The sequence below is a fragment of the Mesorhizobium oxytropidicola genome, assembly GCF_056174625.1.
Map to the genome: position 1 here is coordinate 418725 of NZ_CM149692.1, position 24182 is coordinate 442906.

The following is a 24182-nucleotide window of genomic DNA, read 5'->3' on the forward strand; positions in this document are numbered from 1 at the left end:
ACATGAAGACTGAACTCGACCATCTCGCCGATCTCGCCGGCCAGGGCCGGATATCGCGCCGCGACTTCCTTGGCCGCACGGCGGCACTGGGTGTGTCGGCGGCGCTGGCAACGACGCTGGCCGGGAAAGCCTTCGCACAGACGCCGGTCAAGGGCGGCATCCTCAAGGCCGGCCTGCAGGGCGGCGAGTCGACCAACAGCCTCGACCCTGCGCTGAACCTCAGCCAGGTCACTTTCAGTTTCTGCAAGCAGTGGGGCGAATTCCTGGTTCGCCTCAAGCCGGATGGCGGCGTGGAGAACCTCATCGCCGAGGAGATCGGCGCTTCCGCCGACGCCAAGACCTGGACGATCAAGGTGCGCGACGGCATCGAGTTCCACAATGGCAAGACGGTGACCGCCGACGACGTCGCGGCCACGCTCGAAAGACACGCCGACGAGAAGTCGAAGTCGGGCGCGCTGGGCGTGCTGAAGAACATCAAAGGTATCAAGCCGAATGGCAAGGAAGTGGTCGTCACGCTGGGCGACGCCGATGCCGACTTCCCCTATCTGATGGCCGACTACCACCTCGTCATCCAGCCGAATGGCGGCAAGGACAATCCGAACGCCGGCATCAGCGCCGGTCCCTACAAGGTCACCGTCAACCAGCCCGGTGTGCGTCATGGCGGCGAGCGCTTCGCAAATTACTGGCGCGGCGACAAGGCGGGCCATGCCGACCAGATCGAGATCGTCGTCATCAATGACGCGACGGCGCGGCTGGCCGCGCTGCAGGGTGGCCAGGTGCAGATGATCAATCGTGTCGAGCCGAAGGTCGTCGACCTGGTCAAGCGTATTCCCGGTGTCACCATCGAGAACCTCTCGGGCCGTGGCTACTATCCGTTCAACATGTTCTGCGACACGGCACCGTTCGACAACAATGACCTCAGAATGGCGCTGAAGCTCGCCATGGACCGCGACGAGCTGTTGGAAAAGATCCTGCGCGGCTATGGTTCGGTCGGCAACGACTTCCCGATCAACGAAGCTTACCCGCTGTTTTCCACCGATATAGAGCAGCGCAAGTTCGATCCGGAAAAGGCGGCCGCGGCCTACAAGAAGTCGGGCCATAGCGGTTCGATCCTGCTGCGCACCTCCGACGTCGCTTTCCCCGGCGCCGTCGATGCCGCGCAGCTTTACCAGCAGAGCGCCGCCAAGGCCGGCATCAAGATCGAGATCAAGCGCGAGCCCGGCGACGGCTACTGGTCGGAAGTCTGGAACAAGCAGCCCTTCTCGCTCTCCTACTGGGGCGGTCGGCCGACGCAGGACCAGATGTATTCCACCGGCTATGTCTCGACCGCCGACTGGAACGACACCCGCTTCAAGCGGCCGGAATTCGACAAGATGCTGTTCACCGCCCGCGCCGAACTCGACCAGGCCAAGCGCAAGGCGATCTACCATGACATGGCGGTGCTGATGCGCGACGAAGGCGGCCTGATCGTGCCGTTCTTCAACCAGTTCATCGACGCCGCCGCCACCAACAAGATCAGCGGCTACGTCAAGAACCCGAATGGCGAAATGATGGATGGCTATGCGCTCGGCGAGTGCTGGCTCAACGCTTAGCCGAACCCTGCCTGTTTGATTCACGTGCCCGTCTGATTCACGTGTAAGAACGCCGTGTGCCCGAAACGGCATGCGGCGTTCCCGTTTTAACTGCTAGACATCATGGAGCAGCCCATGGCGCTCAAATCCAAGCTTCTGCTGATCATCCTCGATGGCGTGCCCTACCGGAACTGGCGCCGGCTGATGGGCAACCTCGAGGGCTGGGTACAATCGGGCGAAGCGCGGGTCTGGAAGATGCGCTCGGTGCTGCCGTCGACCTCGGCCTGCTGCTACGCCTCGATCCACACCGGCGTGTCGCCGCAGGTGCACGGCATCCTTTCCAACGAGAACCGCTTTCGCGTCGGGCAGCCCGACATCTTCTCGGAAGTCAGCAAGGCCGGCGGCAAGACCGGGGCGGTAACCCATTCCTACTGGTCGGAATTCTTCCGGTCCTACCCGTTCGATCTGGTCGAGGACATGGAATATGACGAGCCCGGCGGGCCGATCACGCATGGCCGGTTCCACACCATGACCGGCTACAACGCCCGCAACCAGATGACGCCGAGCGATGTCGACCTGTTCGCGACACTGACCATGCTGACGAAACGCCACGGCATCGACTACGGCATCCTGCACACCTGCACGCTGGACTCGATGGGCCATCGCTTCGGCCATGACTGCCACGAGATGGACCATGCCGTCTATGCGATGGACGGCATGCTGGCCGCCTTCCTGCCGGGCTGGATCGCGGCCGGCTACGAGGTGATGGTCACCGCCGATCATGGCCAGACCGACCGTGGCCACCACGGCGGCCATGATGACGAGATGCAGGATTTCGCGCTGTATTATTTCGGTCCTGCGAAAGGGCCCGAGGGCGAGGTGCTGCTCGACCAGTTGCAGTTGGCGCCGACGGTGTTGAGCCGGCTGGGTGTGCCGGTGCCGGCGACGATGAAGGCGAAGTCTTTCTTGAGTTGAGCGCGGCTCTTCCTTCTCCCCTTGTGGGAGAAGGTGGATCGGCGCGTAGCGCCGAGACGGTTGAGGGGTGGGTGACGGAGCGCGGCGTGAAAAGATGGAAGGATCTGAAGCGCTTACTTCTGTAAAGCAGAGATCCTTCGCGCACCCCTCATCCGACCTCGCTTCGCGAGGCCACCTTCTCCCACAAGGGGAGAAGGGAAGACCCACCACTGGCAACGTTTCCTTTCTTCGGTTAGCCTCCGCAAATTCCTTGGCGGAGGATGAACCTTTTTGGACCGATCAGCGACAGAGCAGACAGGAGCCAGGCGGCTCGACCGGCCATGACGGCAGCGACGGAGACCGATCGCGCGCTTGTTGACCGGGTCGCGAAGGGCGACCGTGCCGCCGTGCGGCTTCTGTTCATGCGTCACCACGCGCGGGTCTACCGCTTCGTGGCGCGCCAGACGGGATCGGAAATGATGGCTGACGATATCGCGAACGAGGTGTTCCTCGAACTGTGGCGCCAGGCGCCGGGCTTCGAAGGGCGCTCCGAAGTCTCGACATGGCTGCTCGGCATCGCCCGATTCAAGGCGCTGTCCCTGCTGCGCAAGAAGAAGGAAGACTGGATCGACGACGAGGCCGCCGCCGCGGTGCCCGATAGCGCCGATACGCCGGAAGTCGTCACCATGAAGGAGGACAAGGCCGCCGCCTTGCGCCGCTTTATCGACGCCTTGCCCGAAGAACACCGCACGGTGATCGATCTTGCCTATTATCACGGACAATCGGTGACCGAGATCGGCGAGGTGCTCGCCATCCCGGTCGCGACGGTCAAGACCCGGATGTTCTACGCCCGCAAGAAACTCGGCGAGGCCCTCAAGGCCGCCGGTTACGACAGGGGGTGGCCATGAGCGCCGCTGAAAAGATGTCGCGCCGCGACGAAATGGAAACGCTGCTGCCGTTCTACCTGAACGGCTCGCTGGAAGGCTCCGACCTCGAAGCTGTCGAGGAATGGCTGGCGACCGATCCGGCGGCGATGGCAGCCCTTGGCGAGGCCGAGGCCGAGTTCTCCGGCACGTCGGCCGCCAATGAAGCCATCCGCCCGCCGACCGATGCGCTCAGCCGCTTCGCCAAGGCGCTCGATGCCGAGGCCGGGCCTGCACGCAAGCCGGCAGGCCCGTCCTGGCTGGCGCAGGCCTGGGGCCGTTTCATGGCGGTGCCGGTCGGCGTCGCCTGGGCGGCTGCTGCGGTCCTGCTGGCGCTGATTGCGGTGCAGTCCCTGGTTCAGCCCGGCGGCAAGGGCAAGGATTTCGAGATTGCCGGGGCAGAAGACGACTTGGCGAAAATGCCGTTCGCCCTGGTCAAGTTCAAGCCGGATGCAAAGATGTCGGACATTTCGGCATTCCTCGGCAGCAACGGGCTGAAAATCATCGGCGGACCGACCGCCGACGGCGTCTTCCGGCTTGGCATCCCCGCCGCCAACGCAGCCGACTACGCCAGGCAGCTTAGCCTTATTGCTGCCCAGCCTTTCGCGGACACTGTGATCGAGGGAAGGAAACCGGCTGATGGCGGCTGAGGCGGCCCTTCGATTTGCGGCAATCCTTGAGCGGGTCGGCGTTTCACGGAAACACCGGCCCGCTCAATGTTCCTGTTTTGACGCAATTCCCAAGGGAAAGCGCTTTGCGCTTTTCCCGAGAAAACCGCTACGCACTTTTCTTGGAATTGCTTTGGCGGCGGCGATGACAATCGCCGCCGTGCCTGCGTCGGCACAGACCAATGCCGCCACAAGCGACCAGACGAAAATAGACTGCCGCAACGGCACCAATGCGGCCGGCGCCGACTGCGCAAAGGACGGCGGCGGCGCCAACGATAATGCCGGTGGTGCGGGTCCTGCCCAAGCCGGCGCCGTCTTCTTCCCGCTCTGATCGTCGACCTGTTTCCCAATCCGGTCGCGCCTCCGGCACCGGTGCCGGCGCCACGACCAGAACCGGCGCCGCCACCCGGCAACAATCAGGCCGGCCCGCCAGCCGGCGGCCCGATCATCTCACCGACCGATCTCATCGCCGTTCAGCCGCCGCGCGCGGTGGCCGGCGAGTTCGTGCCCGACGAGGTGCTGGTGACCGTCGATGGCGATGCCGGCGCCGTGCAGCAGATCGCCGCCTCCTTCGGCCTCCAAGTGCGCTCGCAGCGCCAGTCCCGCCTGCTCGGCACCACATTGGTGCGCTTCGGTATTCCCGACGGCCGTCCTGTCGGCGTCGTGCTGGCGCAGCTTGCCGCCGATGGCCGCACACAGCGGCGCGAGCCCAACCATATCTATACACTGCAGCAGGCCGCGGGCATTGTGAACTATGCCTTCGGCCGCATCGAACTCGATTCCAAGCAGGCGAGCGGCGAGAACGTCAGGGTTGCCGTCATCGATACCGGCATCGACGACGCCAATCCGGCGCTGGCCGGCGTCATCGCCGCGCAGTTCGACGCCATGCCTGACGTGCCGATCGAAAAGCGCGATCACGGCACTTCGGTCGACGGGCTGATCGCCGGCGTCGGCGCGCTGGAAGGCATGGCGCCCGGCGCCAGGATCTATCACGCCCGCGCCTTCGAAGGCGGCAAGTCGACCATGGACGTCATCCTGTCGGCGCTCGACTGGGCGGCGGAGCAGAATGTCAGCATCATCAATATGAGCTTCGTCGGGCCGAAGAACGATCTGCTCGGCACCGCCTGCCGCAATGCCCGCGCGCTCGGCATGGTGCTGGTCGCCGCCGCCGGCAATAACGGACCGAAGGCGCCCTATGGCTACCCGGCAGCCTTCGACGGCGTCATCGCGGTGACCGCGACAGACGCCAAGGACGGGCTGATGCCGCAAGCCAATCGCGGCGCCTATGTCTTCATCTCGGCCCCCGGCGTCGAAATGGTGGCCCCGAGCGGCGCCGGCTCCGATGTCGTCACCGGCACCTCGTTCGCCGCGGCGATCGTCAGCGGCGCCATCGCCAATCTCCTCCATGCTTCGCCCGACCGCTCGGCCAACGACATCGAGAAAGCGCTGGCGGCAACGGCGAAAGATCTCGGCCCGAAAGGGCGCGACAATGATTTCGGCTATGGGCTGCTGGACCTCAAGGCGGCGGAAGCGGCGAAGTAGTTGTCTGCCGCTATCAGCCTGCCTAGCTACGCTGGCGCGCCGGCGACCGAGCCTCGCACCACCAGGTCGACCGGCCAGACTTCGCCGCGGGCACCTTCTTCCAGTCCCGATATCCGCGCGGCCAGCCGCTCGGCAACGCGGGCGCCGGCGAGACGGATCGATGAGCGCGTCGTCGACAGCGGCACGGAAAAATTTTCCGGCTTCAGCCAGGGGAAGACGTCGTCATGGGCGATCAGCGAGACGTCGCCGGGAATCGTCAGCCCGAGGTCGCGCACCGCGCGCACGACGCCCAGCGCCATGATCAGGCTGGAGCAGGCGATCGCCGTCGGCGCGTCGCCCGCCTCGAGCAGACGCCTGGTGGCGCGATAGCCGTTCTCCTCGGTCATGACCACGGAGCAGACGTGACGTTCGCCCAAGGTCAGCCCGCTTGCGGCAAGCGCCCGGCGCACGCCGCGCTCGCGGTGGATGGCGAAGGTCTCACGGTCGTCGCCGTTGATCAGCGCCAGCCGCCGGTGGCCGAGCTGCACCAGCAGCCGCGCCGCCTCGTGGAAGGCGCCCTCATTGTCGATGTCGAGATAGGGATAGTCGAAATCGAAGCCCTCGCTGCGGCCATGGACGAGGAAGGGAATGCCGAGCGTGCTGACCAGCGCCACCCGACTGTCCTGCGGCCGCGGCGAAGAGATATAGACGGCATCGACCTGCCGGTTGGCGACGATGCGCCGGTAAGTCGTCTCCTGGTCGTCGGCATCGGCCGGCGACAGAACGAGGTCGAGCTCATGCGAGCGGGCATAGTCGCCGAGGCCGGACAGGAATTCAACGAAATGCGGATCGATGTCGACGGCCGCGCCCGTCGGCAGGACATAGCCGATCATGCCGGACTTGCCGGTCGCCAGCCGCCGCGCGCTCGGATCGGGGCGATAACCATGGCGCTTGGCCGCGTCCATGACACGCCTGCGCGTCTCCTCGTTGACCTCCGGGTAGCCGTTCAGTGCCCGGCTTACCGTGGTCTGGGAGAGCGCCAGCATTTGCGCGAGCTGCTTGAGGTTCACAACGGTCTCCATTCCCTCAAAGCGCTTTTAAATTGAATCGACCCAAGCGCCACTAGGGCGCGACGGCACCGGGACGACCATAGTCAGGGTTGGGACCGGTTTGAAACAAAAAATTGCTGTTGCGTTGCCAAAAAAGCATGCTGCGCTGCACTTTTCAGCGTCAGAATCCGCAGAATTAAATCGATTAGCTAAAGCGAGCCTCTTGACTTCCGCTCGATTCAATGGCGTGATCGGAAAAGCCAAAGCGCTTTGGAAGACTCTTCGAAAGGTTGCGGTTTCCTTGCGACTGAGTCACAGTCCTGCCGCGTCGGCGGGCGGAATGGAGGTTCCGTCCGGTGTATATGACCCACTGGGAGGGAATACCGATGAAGAAAATGCTTTTGCTGGGCGCTGCGTTTGCCACGTTCGCCCTGAGCGCGCCCGCGCATGCCGAACTGAAGTTCAAGCCGGGCGAGGACAAGCGCTTCAACTGGGCAAATTACGAAGAGCTCAAGAAAGTCGATCTCAAGGGCGAGACCCTGACCATCTTCGGACCCTGGCGCGGCGAGGACGAGGGTCTGATCCGCACGGTTCTTGAATATTTCCAGGAAGCGACAGGCGCCGAGATCAAATACTCCTCGTCGGAGAATTACGAACAGCAGATCGTCATCGACACCCAGGCCGGCAGCCCGCCCAACATCGCCGTGCTGCCACAGCCTGGCCTGATCCAGGACCTGGCGTCGAAGGGCCTGTTGACGCCGCTCGGCGACGATACCGCCAAATGGGTCAAGGATAATTACGGCGCCGGCCAGTCCTGGGTCGACCTCGGCACCTTCAAGGACAAGGACGGCAAGCCCGGCTTCTTCGCCTTCCCCTACAAGGCCGACGTGAAATCGCTGGTCTGGTACTCGCCGGATAATTTCAAGGAAGCCGGCTACACGGTTCCGAAGACGCAGGAAGAACTCGCCGACCTCGAGAAGAAGATCATCGCCGATGGCGGCACGCCATGGTGCATCGGGCTCGGTTCGGGCGGCGCCACCGGCTGGCCGGCGACCGACTGGGTCGAAGACCTGATGCTGCGCACGCAGCCGCCGGGAAGTCTACGACAAATGGGTGAAGAACGAGATTCCGTTCAACGATCCGGCGGTGGTCAACGCCATCGACATCTTCGGCAAGATCGCGACCAACGACAAGATGGTGGATGGCGGCGCCAAGGCGGTCGCGGCGACCGATTTCCGCGACAGCCCGAAGGGCCTCTTCTCGGTCCCGCCGAAATGCTATCTGCACAAGCAGGCGTCGTTCATCCCGACCTTCTTCCCCGAGGGCACCAAGGTTGGCCAGGACGCGGACTTCTTCTATTTCCCGCCCTATGCCTCCAAGCCCGAACTCGGCACGCCCGTGCTCGGCGCCGGTACGCTGGCCATGATCACCAAGGACTCAAAGGGTGCGCGCGCGTTCATCGAATTCCTGAAGATGCCGCTTGCCCATGAAATCTGGATGGCCCAGGGCGGTTTCGTGACGCCGTTCAAGTCGGTCAACAAGGATGCCTATGCCAGCGACGCGCTGCGCAAACAGGGCGAAATCCTGGCCAACGCCTCGACATTCCGCTTCGACGGCTCCGACTTGATGCCCGGCAAGATCGGCGCCGGTTCGTTCTGGACCGGCATGATCGACCTGGTCGGCGGCAAGTCCGCGCAGGATGTCGCCACTGACATCCAGAAGAGCTGGGACGCCATCAAGTAGGCGGCTGGCCGAATTCGGGAACGAGCACAGTTCTCGCAGTGGATCCGGGCCTTGCCGTCCGGATCCCACAGCGGCCCACGCCGCAGCTTTTCGTCATGAGCGCATCGACATGAAGCGCATTTCCGCACGTGAGTTTTTTGCGGCAGATTGCGCTCCGACAACTGAATCGGCGCCTGATCCCGAGGTTATCAAGCCTCACCGGGTCATGCGTAGGGGAGGAATGCATGGCGTCTCAGATTTTCTCGGCCATATTTGTCATCATCGTCGGCGTCGGCGGCTGCGTCGCCTATTTCTGGGGCGCCAACAAACTGGTCGACCTGATATTCCCGTCGCGCGGCGTTGCCGGCGCCGCGGCCATCGACAATCTGCGCCGGCAAGGACTCGTCCGGCCGTGGCTGTTCGTCGGACCGGCGATGATCATCCTGACCATCTATCTCATCTACCCCGTGGTCGAGACGCTGCGGCTGTCGTTCCTCGATCGCGGTGGCGTCAACTTCGTCGGCCTGGCCAACTATCAATGGGCCTTCGGCGACCGTGAGTTCCGCAACTCGATCCTCAACAACGTGCTGTGGCTGGCTGTCGTGCCCGCCGCCTGCACCTTCCTCGGCCTGATCATTGCCGTGCTCACCGACAAGATCTGGTGGGGCACGATCGCCAAGAGCCTGATCTTCCTGCCGCTGGCCATCTCCTTCGTCGGCGCCAGCGTGATCTGGAAATTCATCTACGAGTATCGCGGCGACGGCCAGACGCAGATCGGCATTCTGAATGCTGTCATCCAGCATTTCGGCGGTCAGCCGCAGGTCTGGATATCGCTGCCGTTCTGGAACAATTTCTTCCTGATGATCATCCTGATCTGGATCCAGACCGGCTTTGCCATGGTCATCCTGTCCTCGGCGCTGCGCGGCATTCCGGAAGAGACGCTGGAAGCCGCCGTCATCGACGGCGCCAATCCGTTCCAGATCTTCTGGAAGATCATGGTGCCGCAGATCTGGGGCACCATCGCCGTGGTCTGGACCACGATCACCATCCTGGTGCTGAAAGTGTTCGACATCGTGCTGACCATGACCAACGGCCAGTGGAACAGCCAGGTGCTGGCCAATCTGATGTTCGACTGGATGTTCCGCGGCGGCGGCGATTTCGGCCGCGGCGCGACAATCGCCATCATCATCATGATCGCGGTCATTCCGATCATGGTCTGGAACATCCGCCAGGCCAACAAAGAAACGGGAGGGCATTGAGATGGCCGTCGCGACCGGAAAGTCCTTCGCCAGCCGCTTCGGCGTCCACATAGCGGTGCTGGTCTTCGTTACGATCTGGACCATCCCAACGCTGGGCATCCTGGTCTCCTCGCTGCGCGTCAAGGACCAGATCATCGCCTCGGGCTGGTGGAACTCCTTCTCCAGTTCCACCCAGACCGAAGCCGGCCGCCTGCCCGCCGCCTCGACGCAAGTCCAGAAGGACGGCAAGTTCGTCCTCGAGGGCAACATCTTCGGCGACGGCGCCAAGCGCAACATCAGCGCCTTCGGCGTCAAGTCGGCTGCACCGACCCAGTATCCCGCCGGCACGTCGGCCGATCTCGGCGACGGCGTGACCTTGCAGCTCAACGCCGACGGCAGCTTCGTCATGGCTTCGCCCAAGGCGTTCGAAGGCGACCGCGGGCAGCGCGTTTACTATGCCTCGTCGGCGCCGCCGAAATTCACCCCCGACAACTACAAGACCGTGCTGTTTTCCGAAGGCATCGGCCGCTCGTTCATGAATTCGCTGACGGTCACCATTCCGGCGACCGTCATTCCGATCCTGATCGCCGCCTTTGCCGCCTACGCACTGGCCTGGATGCGTTTCCCCGGCAGGGCGCTGCTGATCGCGGTGATCATCGGCCTCCTGGTGGTGCCGTTGCAGATGTCGCTGATCCCGCTGTTGAAACTCTACAACGGCGTCGGCACGTTCTTCGGCGTACCGTCGAAAACCTATCTCGGCATCTGGCTGGCGCATACCGGTTTCGGCCTGCCCTTCGCCATCTATCTGCTCAGGAGCTACATCGCCGGCCTGCCGCGCGAAATCATGGAATCGGCGCGCATCGACGGCGCCAGCGATTTCGAGATCTTCGTCAAGATCGTGCTGCCGCTGTCCTTCCCGGTGCTGGCCTCCTTCGCCATCTTCCAGTTCCTGTGGGTATGGAACGATCTCTTGGTGGCGATGGTTTTCCTTGGTACGGAAGCAGACCAGATCGTGCTGACGGCCAAGCTCAACGCACTGCTTGGCTCACGCGGCGGCGATTGGGAGATCCTGACGACCTCGGCCTTCGTGACCATCATCGTGCCGCTGATCGTGTTCTTCTCGCTGCAGCGCTATTTCGTCCGCGGGCTGCTTGCCGGTTCGGTGAAAGGAGGCTGAGACAATGCAATCCGCTTTGAAAGCCAGTTCGAACCCTGACCTCGCCATCGACCGCGACTGGTGGCGAGGCGCGGTGATCTACCAGATCTATCCGCGCAGCTACCAGGATTCGAACGGCGACGGCATCGGCGACCTCAAGGGCATTATCGGCAGGCTGCCCTACATCGCCGCACTCGGCGCGGACGCCATCTGGATCTCGCCCTTCTTCAAGTCGCCTATGAAGGATTTCGGCTACGACGTCTCGGACTATTGCGACGTCGATCCGATGTTCGGCACGCTGGCGGATTTCGATGCGCTGACGGCGGAGGCGCACAGGCTCGGCCTCAAGGTGATGATCGACGAAGTGCTGTCGCATACCGCCGACAGCCATCCCTGGTTCAAGGAAAGCCGGTCAAGCCGCAGCAATCCCAAGGCGGACTGGTATGTCTGGGCAGACGCCAGGCCCGACGGCACGCCGCCCAACAACTGGCTGTCGATCTTCGGCGGCTCGGCCTGGCAGTGGGACACCAGCCGCCAGCAATATTATCTGCATAATTTCCTGGCCGAGCAGCCCGACCTCAACTTCCACAACCGCGAAGTCCAGGACGCGCTGCTCGATGTCACCCGCTTCTGGCTGGAACGCGGCGTCGACGGCTTCCGCCTCGACACGATCAATTTCTATTTCCACAGCCAGTGCCTGGAGAACAATCCGCCGCTGCCGCCGGAAGAGCGCAACGACCAGACCGCGCCGGCGGTCAATCCCTACAATTACCAGGACCATATCTACGACAAGAGCCGACCGGAAAACCTCGGTTTCCTCGAACGCTTCCGCGCCCTGCTTGACGAATATCCGGCGACCGCCGCTGTCGGCGAGGTCGGCGATCCACAGCGCGGGCTGGAAGTCGTGGCGGCCTACACCGCCGGAGGCAAGCGCGTGCATATGTGCTATTCCTTCGATTTCCTGGCGCCGGAAAAGATCAGCGCGGCCAAGGTCCGCTCGGTGCTGGAAGCCTTCGGCAAGGTCGCCAGCGACGGCTGGTCGTGCTGGGCGTTTTCCAACCACGACGTGATGCGCCCGGCCTCGCGCTGGGCGGCCGGCGAAGCCGACCTGATCGCCTATCTCAAGGTCATCTCGGCGCTGCTGATGTCCTTGCGCGGCTCGGTCTGCATCTATCAGGGCGAAGAGCTCGGGCTCGGCGAAGCCGAACTGCGTTTCGAGGATCTGCAGGATCCCTATGGCATCCGCTTCTGGCCGGAATTCAAGGGCCGCGACGGCTGCCGCACGCCGATGGTATGGGATGGCGACGCCAAGAATGGCGGCTTCTCCCAGGCAAAGCCCTGGCTTCCGGTGCCGGCCAAGCATCTGGCGCAGGCGGTCAATGTCCAGCAGGGTGACCAGGCTTCGCTGCTCGAGCACTATCGGCGCTTCCTGACCTTCCGCCGCGCCCATCCGGCTCTGGCCAAGGGCGACATCACCTTCATCGAAAGCGAGGGCGACACCGTCACCTTCACGCGCCGCGCCGGCAATGAGCAGGTCGTCTGTGTCTTCAACCTCGGTGCCAAGCCGGCCAAGGTTGACCTTGGCAACCGATCCCTGCAACCTTTGCCGGGACACGGGTTTTCCGGGCAGGCAAGCACCGGTTCGGTCGAGCTCGGCGGTTACGGCGCCTGGTTCGGACGGATCGACTGAGTTTTTGAGACATCACTGGGAGGAAACCAATGGCCGATGTCAATCTGAGACAAGTGAAGAAATCCTACGGCAACCTGCACATTCTCCACGGCATCGACCTCGATATCAAATCGGGCGAGTTCATCGTCTTCGTCGGCCCGTCGGGCTGCGGCAAGTCGACCTTACTGCGGTCGATCGCCGGGCTCGAGGAAATCACCTCCGGCGAACTCAAGATCGCCGGTGAGGTCGTCAACGACGTGCCGCCGTCCAAGCGCGGCATCGCCATGGTGTTCCAGTCCTATGCGCTCTATCCGCACATGACGGTCTACGACAACATGGCGTTCTCGATGAAGATCGGCAAGGAGAACAAGGCCGAGATCGACCGGCGTGTGCGCCAGGCGGCGGAAATCCTGCAATTGACCAAATATCTCGACCGGCTGCCCAAGGCGATGTCGGGCGGGCAGCGCCAGCGCGTCGCCATCGGCCGCGCCATCGTGCGCAATCCGAAAGTGTTCCTGTTCGACGAGCCGCTGTCGAACCTTGACGCCGCCCTGCGCGTCGCCACCCGCATCGAGATCGCCAAGCTGAAGGAATCGATGCCCGCCACGACCATGATCTACGTCACCCACGACCAGGTCGAGGCGATGACACTGGCCGATCGCATCGTGGTGCTTAAGGATGGCCATATCGAACAGGTCGGCACGCCGATGGACCTCTACAAGAAGCCCGGCAATCTGTTCGTTGCCCAGTTCATCGGCTCGCCGGCCATGAACATCCTGCCGGCGACCATCGACAAGACCGGAAACCCGACTGTCGTCAGCCATGTTGGCGGGCGCAAGGCGACCGTGCCGATCTCGACGCCAGCCTCGGCCAAGGGTGCGGCGGTAAGCTTCGGCGTGCGGCCGGAAGACCTCATGGTCGCCACCGGCGCGGACTATCTGTTCGAGGGAACGGTCGACTATGTCGAGCAGCTCGGCGAGGTCCAGCTGGTCTATGTCGACATCGGCCGTGCCGACCTGCCGCTGGTGACCAAGCTGCCGGGCAATGTCGAGGTCAAGCGCGGTTCGACGCTGCGGCTGAGCGCCAATGCCGAAGACCTGCATATCTTCGATGCGGACGGACATTCCTTCGCGCTGCTAAAGCCGGAAGCAAAAGCGGCCTGAGGCCGCCAGTTCTGCTGGGTCGAGAGTCCTGCTGGGTCGAGGCGACACAAAAAGAGCGGCGGGCCAGGCCCGCCGCTCTTTTTTGGAATGTTGGCTTCGGCTGTTAGAGCGGTTCGCGTTTTGTCTGAATCGGGATTCCCAAGACTGAGCAAATCAGATTCGATGTTCTGACCGTTGGAGGTCGGGACAGATGGCCAAGCCTTATTCGATGGATTTGCGGGAACGGGCGTTGGCTCGCCTTGAAGAAGGCGAGACGAGCCGAGAGGTGGCCGCGGCACTGAAGGTGGCAGTTTCGAGCGTGATCAAGTGGGCGGCGCGCAAGCGTCGGCTGGGCAGTGCGGCACCCGGCAAGATGGGCGGTCATCGACCCTATCTGATTGACGGGGAGCATCGTGCCTTCGTCCTGAGCGAGGTCGAGCGGGATGCCAACATAACGCTTCATGAATTGACGGCCGCACTGGCTGACCGGGGTCTCATCATCCACCCTGCCAGCGTCGGTGGCTTCCTGCATCGCGAGGGCAAGAGTTTTAAAAAAAACCGTTCTGCCGGCTGAGCAACTCAAGCCAAAGCTGATGCGTCGGCGGACGCAATGGATGCGCTATCAGACCCGCATTGACCCAACGCGCCTGGTCTTCCTGGATGAAACGTGGGTCAAGACCAACATGGCGCCGTTGCGCGGCTGGGGTGTGCGCGGCAAGCGGCTGATGGCTCACGCGCCATATGGTCATTGGAAGACGATGACCTTCATCGCCGCACTGCGGCATGATCGGGTAGAGGCGCCTTGGGTCATTGACGGACCCATCAATGCGCAGGCCTTCCGTGTCTATGTCGAAACCGAACTCATCAAGACCCTGAAGCCGGGTGACATCGTCATTCTCGACAATCTCGGATCTCACAAGGGCCAAGCCGTCCGCGACATCGTCAGGGCCGCCGGTGCGCGGCTCTTCTTCCTGCCGCCTTACAGTCCAGATCTCAATCCAATCGAGAAGCTCTTCGCCAAGCTCAAGCACTGCATGCGACGTGCCGCCAAGCGAAGCATCCAGGCCGTACACAGCGCCATCGCCAGCACCCTCGACGTCGTCACCTCAAATGAATGTAACAACTACATCGAAAGCGCCGGATACAAGTCAACCTAAATGCGAACCGCTCTAGTGGTTGCCGAAGAGGTTCCGGTCGCTGCCCTGAGGCGCGGACTTCTGCGCGTCGCCCGACGAATTGAGCAGCTTGTAGACGGGCGAGCCGTTGCCGCGGATCGAAGCCGTACGCGAGTTGTCAACCGAGGTCGCCGCAGGCTGGTTGGCGGCATTGGAGCCATAATTGTCACTGCCGGCGAAGGCACTGCCGGAGATGGCCAGAACGGCGGCGGCGGCAAGGATGATCTTCTTCATTTCAAGTCTCCTGAATTTCTGGATTTCGCCGGGACAGCGGGTGTGCCCGCCGTCCCGCTGCGAACCGGTTGTTAGTTGTTGCCGAAAAGGTTGCGGTCAGCGCCCTGCTGAGCAGTCGCCTGAGTGGCGGGAGCCGACTTCTTGATCGAAGCGGTGTACGGACTGTCGTTCGAAGCAGCGGCAGCCTGGTTGGCGCCGGTGGAGCCATAGTTGTCGCTGCCGGCGAAAGCGCTGCCGGAGATGGCCAGAACGGCGGCGGCAGCAATGATGAACTTGTTCATGTTAGGTCTCCTGAATTTCTTGAGGTCGGCCGGAGCGGCGGGCGAAAAACCCGCCATTGGCCGGGATCGGCTGTTAGTTGTTGCCGAAGAGGTTGCGGTCAGCACCCTGAACAGGCGCCTGAGCAGCCGGTTCCGACTTCTTGGTCGAAGCGGTGTGCTGGCTGTCGACAGCCGCGGCTGCAGCGGCATTCGAACCATAGTGGTCGCTACCAGCGAAGGCGCTGCCGGAAATGGCCAGAAGGGCAGCGGCAGTGAGAACAATCTTTTTCATTTTGGGCACTCCAGTATTTTTCTGTCCGTCTAGCGGCGTGTCTTGGGATTAAAATCGCGTCGTTCGGACAGCCCCGATGTGGGAAAACCAGCCAGCCGTTTCCAATCACGAAGTTGTTCCGTGTGGACCAAGAATCCACCACTTGAAATTGTGCCAAGGCCTTCCTGGCCATATATTTTTGTATTTGATATCAAACTGTTAGGCAAACCAGCGCTGCGATCACCAACTGTATCGGAGCCTCAGCGTTCACACCGTCCTGCACGCACCGTCAACAGAAACGAACCGTTCGGTTCGATTTTAGAATCTGCTAATAGTTACTTTTCGATACCGTTAACCTTTTTAGCGCCCGTTCCGGGTCGATTCTGACAGCAGGTACAGCCGTGACCGCGACGATTTTCGTGACTGCCGCCTTGACCCGATCGTTTCGCATGCGTGTCGCGCCACATGGATGCGATGTCGCTTTCATGCCGATGTCGCAAACGCTGTCGTGATTAGATCAGGCCATCTCAGGTGCCGCTTCGTGACGACGGGGCGGAGAATTGGGAAGCCGGTCAAAGTCCGGCGCTGCCCCCGCAACGGTGGTGGAGTTCAAGTCGCAACGGGAGACCACTGGGCGAAAGCCTGGGAAGGTGTCGCGACCGTCCGCAAGGACACTCCAGAGCCCGGAAACCAGCCCGAGATAGTTGAACTCGACTGATCGCGGTGGGCGGTCAAGAGGCGGATGCTGCATATCCGGCGCGAGCCGGCGTGCGGTCGATCCTTCCTCAATCACCACCATAGTCAGTCCTTGAACGAAGAGGACAGGACATGGATGCGCGCAACGATATGCTGAGGCTCTTGAACAGCCGCAGAGAGGGTTTCTCACTCGAGCAGCCCTTCTACACGGATCCCGATTTCTTCAAGCTCGACATGGAGCTGATCTGGTATCGCGACTGGCTGTTCATCGGCCATGATTGCGAACTGCCGAAGCCCGGCAGTTTCATCACCGTGCAGATCGGCGACTATCCGGTCGTGCTGGTGCGCGATCAGCAGGGCAAGATCAATGCCTTCCACAATTCCTGCCGCCATCGCGGCAGCCGCGTCTGCAACACCGACAAGGGCATGGCCGCCAAACTGGTCTGTCCCTATCACCAGTGGACCTATGAGCTGGACGGAAGGTTGCTGTTTGCCCGCCAGATGGCCGATGGTTTCGACAAGAGCCAGTTCGGCCTGAAGCCGGTCGCCTGCGAAAGCGTGGCCGGCCACATCTTCATCTGCCTGGCCAAGGAGCCGGCGGACTTCGCGCCGATGCGGGCGATGATCGAACCCTATCTCAAGCCGCACCGCTTGAGCGAAGCAAAGATCGCCTTCGAGAGCACGATCGTCGAGAAGGGCAACTGGAAGCTCGTCTGGGAAAACAACCGCGAGTGCTACCATTGCGCGGGCAATCACCCGGAGCTGTGCAAGACCTTCCCGGAGGCCCCGACGGTGACCGGCGTGCAAGGCGCCGACAGCGATCCGGAGATGCTGGCGCACTGGGCCAAATGCGAGGCGGCCGGCCTGCCGAGCAAGTTCCGCATCGACCCGGCCGGGCAATACCGCGCCACAAGGGCGCCGCTATTGCGCGAGGCGGTCAGCTACACGATGAACGGCAAGCGGGCGGTGAAGAAGAACCTCTCCGACAGCGTCTCGGCCGACCGCATCGGCACGTTGATGCACTATCACTACCCGACGACCTGGAACCATATCCTCATCGACCATGCCGTCACCTTCCGCGTGCTGCCGATCAGCGCGACGGAAACGGCGGTGACGACCAAATGGCTGGTGCACAAGGATGCGGTCGAAGGTGTCGACTACGATCTTGCCGAGCTCACCCATGTCTGGACCGAGACCAACGACCAGGATCGCCGCATCGTCGAGGAGAACGCCTTCGGCATCCTGTCGCCGGCCTATGAGCCCGGCCCCTATTCCGAGTTGCACGAGGGCGGCGTGATCCAGTTTGTCGACTGGTATGCGCGCTTCATCGGCCCGCGCCTTGCCGACGACGGCAGGCCGGCGCTGCGCAGCGTTGCTTGAGAGGTTGAGGGATGAATGCGATGACGGATCTTGGCCTCTATCGCCATCTCGACCAGATGGCGCCCTGGAACGACAGGCTGCAGGTGCTGGAAGTGATCGGCGTCAGCGACGAGGCGCCCGACGTCAAGACCTTCACCTTCCGCTCCGACAACCAGACCTGGTTCCGCTACAAGCCGGGCCAGTTCGTGACGCTGGAACTGCCGACGCCGGACGGGCCGCTGATGCGCACCTATACGCTGTCGTCGTCACCGTCGCGGCCGTTCTCGATCGCGGTGACGGTGAAGGCGCAGGCCGGCAGCATCGGCACGCGCTGGATGTTCGATCACCTGGTGCCCGGGTCGCACGTCAAGGCCTACGGGCCGGCGGGCGATTTTTCGCTGCACAGCCACCCGGCGGCCAAATATCTGTTCATCTCGGCCGGTTCCGGCGTGACGCCGATGATGTCGATGCTGCGTTGGCTGAACGACTGCGCGCCATGGACTGACGTCGGCTTCGTCAATTGCGCCCGGCGCGCCGAAGAGATCATCTTCCGCAAGGAGCTCGAGCTGCTCGGCGGCCATATGCCGGGCCTGTCGCTCGGCTTCATGATCGAGGAGCGGTCGAGCCGCGAGGGCTGGTACGGCCATATGGGCCGCATCGACGCCATCCGGCTGCCGCTGCTGGCACCCGATTTCCGCGAACGCGAGATCTTCTGCTGCGGTCCGGATCCCTTCATGCGCGCCGTGCGCGGCATGCTGGACGCCGCCGGCTTCGACATGACGAAATACCACCAGGAGAGCTTTGCCGCACCGATGGTGGAGGAAATCCCGGCGCCGTTCGCTGCGCCGGACAGTGTGGCTGTTCCCGTCGAAGCCGCAACACCGATCCGCTTCGCGCTTTCGGACGTCGACGCGGAATGCGTCGCCGGCCAGACCGTGCTGCAGACGGCGCGCGCCTCGGGCGTGCGGATCCCCGCAGCCTGCGAATTCGGCCTGTGCGGAACCTGCAAGGTGAAGAAAGTCTCCGGCGCTGTCGAGATGAGCCACAATGGCGGCATCCTCGATCACGAGATCGATGACGGCTTCATCCTCGCCTGTTGCTCGAAGCCGCTGTCGGCGCTCGAAATCGAGGCGTGATCGGCTCGCGCTCCCAGCCGGTCCCAGAATGGCCGGCGCCTTGCCGGCACCGCTTGCCTTGCCAACGAAGAACCGAGCGTTTACAGGCGTTGTCAGTGGACGCGATCCTGCGGGTGGGCGGGGATTGCGAAGCGGGGCAACAATGACACGTGATTGCGACGCCTATGCGGTTGCGAGCAGGGACATCGTCTTCGAATCCTTCGATGGCGAGGCCGTGGTGCTCAACCTTGCCAACGGCAAATATTTCGGCTTTTCCGATTCCGGCAGCGGGGTCTGGCAGGCGCTCTCGTCCGGGGTCGATGCACAGGCCCTGATCGGGCTGACCGCCGGCGGTTCGACACTCGGCGCGGCTGAACTCGAACACTTCATATCGCAATTGCTCGAACTGGGTTTGCTGGTGCCTTCGGAAACGGCGGCGCAACCGCTGCCGGGCGAGTTGCCTGCCGAGCTTGCCGCCACGAGCGAGCCGCTCCATGTGAGCATTCACGACGACCTCGCCGATTTGATCATCGTGGACCCCATCCACGAGGTCGAGGAACCCCTCGGCTGGCCGGCGGTCAAGCAGGCATCCTGACGAGCCGGGTGGGTCTGAGATAGAGGGCGCAGGATGCCGCGCGTCACGCTCGAAACCTTGCCGGACTACGCCCGGCATCTCATCACCGCCGCTGAAGATGCCGCTGCATATTATCCGGCCGCGCGGACGATCCGCCTGCCCCGGCTGGAGTTGATCGCGCATGTCGCTCCCGGTGTGCTCGCCGAGGCGCTCGGCCACGCCTTCGTGGAGGCAGAGGACGACCTGGCGGAGCCATCGACATGCCGCATCTTCACCGTTCATCCCGGCATTGGCGGCATCCCTGAGCCGGCGCGATGGGGCGACGCGCATTTCACCGAATACGGCTTTGCCGAACGGCTCGCCGGGGCCGAACTGCGTGGCCACTATTTTCACGATCTGGATTTCTGGCAGGTCTACGATCCGGAGCGCCGCATTGGCGTCCAACTGATGACCTCGCCCGATGCTTTTCCGCCCTGGGAGCCGACAGCACCGCTGCGTGCCTTCCTGCACTGGGAATATGCGGCGCGCGGCATGCGGCTGACCCATGCCGGCACGCTCGGCGCCAATGGCAAGGGCGTGCTGCTCGCCGGCGCGGGCGGCGCCGGCAAATCCGGCACCGTCGCCGCCGGCCTGCTCAACGGGCTCGACAGCGTCGGCGACGACTATGTGCTGATCGATCTCGCCGGCGGCGTGACCGCGCGGCCGCTGTTTTCAACACTAAAGCAGGACCCGCAAGGTTTCGCACGGCTGGGCCTGCAGCAGCGACTGATGATCGAGAGCCCCTTGAACTGGCAGGGCAAGCACACGTTTCACATTGCCGACATCGCGCCCCGGCCGGTGCCTGCAGCGCTGGACATCGTTGCGCTGGTGGTGCCACATATCGGCGGTGGCGAGACGAGTTCGATTGTGCCAGTGTCGCGTCGAGACGCCATGATTGCACTGGCACCGTCGGGCATCATGCAGATGCCGGGGGAGCGCGAAAGCGGCTTCCGTTTCTTCGGCGATCTTACCCGCCAGCTGCCAAGCTACCGTCTGTCCCTGGGAACGCATCCCGAGGAGATCGCCGGCACTCTTGCGGATTTTCTGACGCGAGTTGTTTCGTGAAATTGAGCGTGATCATGCCTGTCTACAACCGCGAACGCTATGTCGTTCCGGCCTTGCGCTCGTTGGTGCGCCAGCGCGATGCCGCCGATCTCGACATCATCGTCATCGACGACGGCTCGACCGACGGTTCGGCGGAGGCCGTGCGTTCGATGATGGTCGAGAACCCCTGCATCCGGCTGTTCCGGCAAGAGAATATGGGTGTCGCCAGGACTCGCAATGCCGGGCTGAGGCAATTGCCTGCGGACGCCGAGTTCGTTTCGTTCCTGGATTCCGACGACATCTCGCTGGCCGGGCGCTTCAAGACCGATCTTGCGCGTTTCGGCGAGAGCCCCGGCTTGGAGTTGACCTATTCGCTGATGACGCTGGCCGACCGGATTGACGACGAGAGGCTGGAGCCTGCGGTCGACAGCCGCACCATGACGATGCGGGGGATTTCGCTGAGCATTGCCCTGTTCCGCAGGAGCCTTGTCGAGCGAACGGGCCAATTCGACGAGGCGTTCGAACAGGCCGAGGACACCGACTATTTGCTGCGGATTTTCGAAACGGGTCCGAACTATGAGTTGCTGGACACCGTCGCGATCTACTACCGGCGCCACGACGGGAATGTCACCAAGGAACATGACAGCCGGGTCCGCAATCATCTGCGTGCAATCCACAAGTCGATGCGACGGCGCAAGGCCGACCCATCGCTGCGCGAGGTTCAGGGTATTTTCGAGCTGAAGAGCCCATCTGCTGATTGGTGGATGATGTGATGCCGTACGTCATCGGATCGAGGCCAGGCTTGGGGCTGATATGAGGCTGAGCGTGATCATGCCGGTCCATAACCGCGAGACCTTTGTGGGCCCGGCGCTACGCTCGCTGCTCAGGCAGCGTGACGCCGCCGATCTCGACATCATCGTCATCGATGACGGCTCGACCGATGGATCGGCCGAAGCCGTGCGCTCGCTGATGGGTGAGAACCCCTGCATCCGCCTGTTTCAACAACCCAATATGGGCGTGACCCGGACGCGCAACACCGGGCTGGGATTGCTCGGGCCGGAGACCGACCTTGTCTCCTTTCTCGATTCGGACGACATTTCGCCGGTCGGACGCTTTGCGGCCGATATCGAACTCTTCCGCAACGATCCGAATCTGGATCTCACCTATTCAAGGATGATGCTGGTCGACAAGATCGACGACGAGCGCCTGGAGCCTGCCGCCAACAGCCGCAGTATCACGGTTCGCGGCATCCATTTGTCGGCGGCGATCTTCACGCGCCGGCTTGTCGAGCGCATCGGTGTCTTCGACGAAGCCTTCCATCAGGCGGAGGACACCGACTATCTGCTGCGCACCTTCGAAAGCGGACCAAGATATGTCACGCCGGAGACCGTGGCCCTCTACTACAGACGCCATCCCGGCAACATGACCCGGCAGACCGATGTCCAGTCCCGTGAATTCATGCGTGCAATCTACAAGTCGATGACCCGCCGCAAGGCAGATCCGACCTTGCGGCGGATCGAAGGCATCTTCGAACTCAAGGATCTCGCTGACTGGCAGTTCATGTGATGAGCGGATACGGCGTCGTCATTCCAGCATTCAACGCACGCGGCACGATTGCCGAGACGCTTCGATCTGTCGCCAACCAGACGGTGCGGCCCGACCTGGTGGTGATCGTCGATGATGGTTCGACCGACGACCTGGCTTCAGCGATCGGCGGAACGGACCTGCCGGTGCAGATGCTGCGCCAGGCAAATGCCGGACCTGGCAGCGCCACGACCAGGGGTATCGCCGCGTTGTCGACGCCGCTCATCGCGACGCTCGATGCGGACGATCTGTGGCTGCCGGGCAAGATCGAGAGACAGCTGGCGCATCTCAAGAGATGTCCCGCGACAGCGGGCGTTTTCTGTCACTGGCGGAATTTCCGCAACGACCAGCCGGACGCGCCCGAGGCCACGGCCGTGCCTGGCTGGTCGCGGACCACCATGATGATCCGCCGCGAGGTCGCCAAGACGGTTGGACCGATCGTCGATCCGCCGGGCGGCCGTGGCGAAATGATCGACTGGATCGCCCGGGCGCGCGAGGCGGGCCTTGCCCTCGACATGCTGGACGAGGCGCTGGCGCTGCGCCGCATACGGCCGGGCAGCCTGTCCTATGGACGCGATGCGGCCCGCGGCCGCGGCTATCTCGAAGTGGCACGGCTCGCCATGCTGCGGCGGGCCCGCAACAAAGCCGGCCCGGGCTGATGGCTGATATCCGCTGTATCGAGCGTCGCTTCCCGGACTATGGCTGGTCATGGCCGACGGGCGGACTAGACCAGTTGCTCAAGGCCGCACTTCTTCCCGACGAGGATGCCGCAGCCGCTTGCGCCGGCCGCTGGCTGGACGAGAACGATATCGATCATGTCTCGTTTCGCGAGCACCGGCTGCTGGCCGCGATCTCCGATAGGTTCGGCAGGAAGCTCGCCGGCCATTCCGCTTATCCGCGCCTTGTCGGCCTGCAGAAGATGCTGTGGACCAAATCGCGTATGGCGATGCGCGAAGCAGAACCGGCGCTGAAGGCGATGACCGATGCGGGATGCAAGGTGATGCTCATCAAGGGCGCCAGCCGCATTGCCTTGAACGCCTCGGCACAGCGCGGCCGGGTGGCGCACGACATCGACATATTGGTGCGGCCGCAGGACATGCAAACGGCCTTCGACGTGCTGCGCGACGGCGACTGGCAGATCGCCACGGGTGTCAGCCCGCAATATCTGCGGACAAGGCTGGCGTCGCTGCGCTCGATGAACTTCTTCAAGGGCAATCTCGGCGACATCGACCTGCACCAGCTCGCCTATGACGGTTCGCAGCGAAGCGAGGAAGACGACCTGGCCATCTGGCAACGGGCCGATAGCGCCGAATTCAGCGGCGTCGGCGTGCTGGTGCCGTCGCCGGCCGACCGCATCGCGCTTGCCATCGCGCATGGCGGGCTCGATGCCCACACGCACAGCGACTGGCTGGTCGATTGCGCGGTGGCCATTCGCGGCGGCGATGTAGACTGGGATGTGTTCCTCGATGTTGTCGCCAGACGCGGCCTTGCCGTTGCCGCTGCTGTAGCGCTCTCCTATTTGGCGCTTGAAACAGGCGTGGGGGTGCCGGACAAGGTGCTGGGGCGCGTGCTTGACATGGCCGACCGCACCGGTCTCTCGCGCTGGTCGGCGGTGCTGCAGGCCAAGCCGCGGACCGATTTCGGCAGGCTGGTCTGGTTGTCGCGTGGCCTTGCCAAGCAGTTGCGGCTGCGACGCAAGAGCGGCCGGCTGCGGCAGGAGCCGCCAGCCAAGGCCTGGCGCGGCAGGCCAGCCCGCAACGAGCCGTCGCAAACGCTGCCGCCATCGGTATTCTCACAGGCCATACCTTGCCCGCCAACGGCAGGCGAGATGATGCTGGACATCACGGTCAGGATCCGTGTGCCACCAGTCCGCCGCCGCATCGAGATGGAGATCAACGTCGATGACGACCATATTGCGCGCCTGCGCGCCATGGCCATCAGCCGGTCCGGCGGGGAACGGGTGCTGCATTTTCGCGGCAAGGTGACGCTTGATGGAGAAAGGCGCGCCGTGACGCTGGAGGCGCGACCCTCCCGGCAATTCCGCCAATGGGACGATGATGCGACAGTCGCAGCCTATGGCGCACTGCCCTTCCATCTGATCTCGGCGATTTTTTCGCCGCTGCGCTAAGACGGAAGCACCCACCAAGCATCGATCGGCCTGTGCAACAGTCTTGCACGGACAACCAAGTTCTCGACGCGATGCCGACGAACATCGCAG

At 63.1% G+C, this 24182-nt stretch carries 21 protein-coding genes, 2 pseudogenes and 1 riboswitch; of the genes and pseudogenes, 19 read left to right on the top strand and 4 right to left on the bottom strand.

The features are described 5' to 3' along the window. Positions 1–2: 2 nt before the first annotated feature. The 5 genes and pseudogenes from AC0V8S_RS01955 (at position 3) to AC0V8S_RS01975 (ending at position 5658) form a co-directional block, all read left to right on the top strand. Positions 3–1592 carry an ABC transporter substrate-binding protein gene (locus tag AC0V8S_RS01955; protein ID WP_475436653.1) on the top strand — a complete coding sequence of 530 codons (1590 nt, stop codon included), beginning with the start codon at positions 3–5 and terminating at the stop codon, positions 1590–1592. Between the two features lie 114 nt (positions 1593–1706). Further along, on the top strand, positions 1707–2546 hold the full coding sequence (locus AC0V8S_RS01960) for an alkaline phosphatase family protein (protein WP_475436654.1): 840 nt from the start codon (positions 1707–1709) through the stop codon (positions 2544–2546). A gap of 320 nt (positions 2547–2866) precedes the next feature. Further along, on the top strand, positions 2867–3433 hold the full coding sequence (locus tag AC0V8S_RS01965) for a sigma-70 family RNA polymerase sigma factor (protein WP_038651547.1): 567 nt from the start codon (positions 2867–2869) through the stop codon (positions 3431–3433). Continuing rightward, positions 3430–4098, top strand: a complete 669-nt coding sequence (locus tag AC0V8S_RS01970; protein ID WP_475436655.1) for an anti-sigma factor — start codon at positions 3430–3432, stop codon at positions 4096–4098. Before AC0V8S_RS01965 ends, AC0V8S_RS01970 begins: the two co-directional genes overlap by 4 nt. Positions 4099–4261: 163 nt before the next feature. After that, positions 4262–5658: pseudogene (locus AC0V8S_RS01975) on the top strand (S8 family serine peptidase). Between the two features lie 26 nt (positions 5659–5684). Here AC0V8S_RS01975 and AC0V8S_RS01980 read toward each other — a convergent pair. Beyond that, positions 5685–6707, bottom strand: a complete 1023-nt coding sequence (locus AC0V8S_RS01980) for a substrate-binding domain-containing protein (protein WP_475436656.1) — start codon at positions 6705–6707, stop codon at positions 5685–5687. Positions 6708–7072: 365 nt separating this feature from the next. On the opposite strand from AC0V8S_RS01980, the pseudogene AC0V8S_RS01985 reads away from it, so the two are divergent. From AC0V8S_RS01985 to AC0V8S_RS02010, 6 genes and pseudogenes are all read left to right on the top strand, one after another. Beyond that, positions 7073–8429, top strand: a pseudogene (locus tag AC0V8S_RS01985) (ABC transporter substrate-binding protein). 224 nt (positions 8430–8653) lie between these two features. Beyond that, positions 8654–9667 carry a carbohydrate ABC transporter permease gene (locus AC0V8S_RS01990; protein ID WP_475436657.1) on the top strand — a complete coding sequence of 338 codons (1014 nt, stop codon included), beginning with the start codon at positions 8654–8656 and terminating at the stop codon, positions 9665–9667. Between the two features lies 1 nt (position 9668). After that, entirely contained in the window at positions 9669–10823 is a 1155-nt protein-coding gene (locus AC0V8S_RS01995; protein ID WP_183464885.1) for a carbohydrate ABC transporter permease, read from the top strand. Between the two features lie 4 nt (positions 10824–10827). Then, entirely contained in the window at positions 10828–12492 is a 1665-nt protein-coding gene (gene bglA, locus AC0V8S_RS02000; protein WP_475436658.1) for a beta-galactosidase BglA, read from the top strand. A 29-nt stretch (positions 12493–12521) separates the two neighbouring features. Next, positions 12522–13634, top strand: coding sequence for an ABC transporter ATP-binding protein (locus AC0V8S_RS02005; protein WP_475436659.1), 1113 nt, complete (start codon positions 12522–12524; stop codon positions 13632–13634). 190 nt (positions 13635–13824) lie between these two features. Then, positions 13825–14770, top strand: a protein-coding gene (locus tag AC0V8S_RS02010) for an IS630 family transposase (protein ID WP_475436660.1) whose coding sequence is annotated in 2 segments (ribosomal slippage) — positions 13825–14163 and positions 14165–14770 — 945 coding nt in all. Because the reading frame shifts where the segments join, the coding sequence is not laid out codon by codon here. A 12-nt stretch (positions 14771–14782) separates the two neighbouring features. Here the strand turns inward: AC0V8S_RS02010 and AC0V8S_RS02015 are convergent. The 3 genes from AC0V8S_RS02015 to AC0V8S_RS02025 all read right to left on the bottom strand — a co-directional run bounded on the left by AC0V8S_RS02015 (position 14783) and on the right by AC0V8S_RS02025 (position 15574). Further along, a complete protein-coding gene (locus AC0V8S_RS02015) occupies positions 14783–15022 on the bottom strand; it encodes a DUF680 domain-containing protein (RefSeq protein ID WP_183464882.1) in 240 nt (79 codons plus the stop codon). Between the two features lie 71 nt (positions 15023–15093). Continuing rightward, positions 15094–15303, bottom strand: coding sequence for a DUF680 domain-containing protein (locus AC0V8S_RS02020; RefSeq protein ID WP_475436661.1), 210 nt, complete (start codon positions 15301–15303; stop codon positions 15094–15096). Positions 15304–15376: 73 nt separating this feature from the next. Next, complete coding sequence (locus tag AC0V8S_RS02025; protein ID WP_183464880.1) at positions 15377–15574, bottom strand: DUF680 domain-containing protein; 198 nt, start codon at positions 15572–15574, stop codon at positions 15377–15379. A gap of 491 nt (positions 15575–16065) precedes the next feature. Beyond that, positions 16066–16266: riboswitch (cobalamin riboswitch) on the top strand. A 115-nt stretch (positions 16267–16381) separates the two neighbouring features. On the opposite strand from AC0V8S_RS02025, the gene AC0V8S_RS02030 reads away from it, so the two are divergent. From AC0V8S_RS02030 to AC0V8S_RS02065, 8 genes are all read left to right on the top strand, one after another. Continuing rightward, the gene (locus AC0V8S_RS02030; protein WP_475436662.1) at positions 16382–17629 is read left to right on the top strand and encodes an aromatic ring-hydroxylating oxygenase subunit alpha; all 1248 of its coding nucleotides are present in this window, start codon (positions 16382–16384) and stop codon (positions 17627–17629) included. 20 nt (positions 17630–17649) lie between these two features. After that, entirely contained in the window at positions 17650–18744 is a 1095-nt protein-coding gene (locus AC0V8S_RS02035) for an FAD-binding oxidoreductase (protein ID WP_475436663.1), read from the top strand. Between the two features lie 142 nt (positions 18745–18886). Continuing rightward, positions 18887–19318, top strand: coding sequence for a PqqD family protein (locus AC0V8S_RS02040; protein ID WP_475436664.1), 432 nt, complete (start codon positions 18887–18889; stop codon positions 19316–19318). 33 nt (positions 19319–19351) lie between these two features. Then, positions 19352–20401, top strand: a complete 1050-nt coding sequence (locus tag AC0V8S_RS02045; RefSeq protein ID WP_475436665.1) for a serine kinase — start codon at positions 19352–19354, stop codon at positions 20399–20401. Between the two features lie 14 nt (positions 20402–20415). After that, positions 20416–21153 carry a glycosyltransferase family 2 protein gene (locus AC0V8S_RS02050; RefSeq protein ID WP_475436666.1) on the top strand — a complete coding sequence of 246 codons (738 nt, stop codon included), beginning with the start codon at positions 20416–20418 and terminating at the stop codon, positions 21151–21153. Positions 21154–21193: 40 nt separating this feature from the next. Continuing rightward, positions 21194–21946, top strand: a complete 753-nt coding sequence (locus AC0V8S_RS02055) for a glycosyltransferase family 2 protein (protein ID WP_475436667.1) — start codon at positions 21194–21196, stop codon at positions 21944–21946. Further along, entirely contained in the window at positions 21946–22623 is a 678-nt protein-coding gene (locus AC0V8S_RS02060; RefSeq protein WP_475436668.1) for a glycosyltransferase family 2 protein, read from the top strand. Before AC0V8S_RS02055 ends, AC0V8S_RS02060 begins: the two co-directional genes overlap by 1 nt. Next, complete coding sequence (locus AC0V8S_RS02065; protein ID WP_475436669.1) at positions 22623–24092, top strand: nucleotidyltransferase family protein; 1470 nt, start codon at positions 22623–22625, stop codon at positions 24090–24092. The genes AC0V8S_RS02060 and AC0V8S_RS02065 overlap by 1 nt, the downstream gene beginning before the upstream one ends. The last annotated feature ends 90 nt before the right edge of the window (positions 24093–24182 follow it).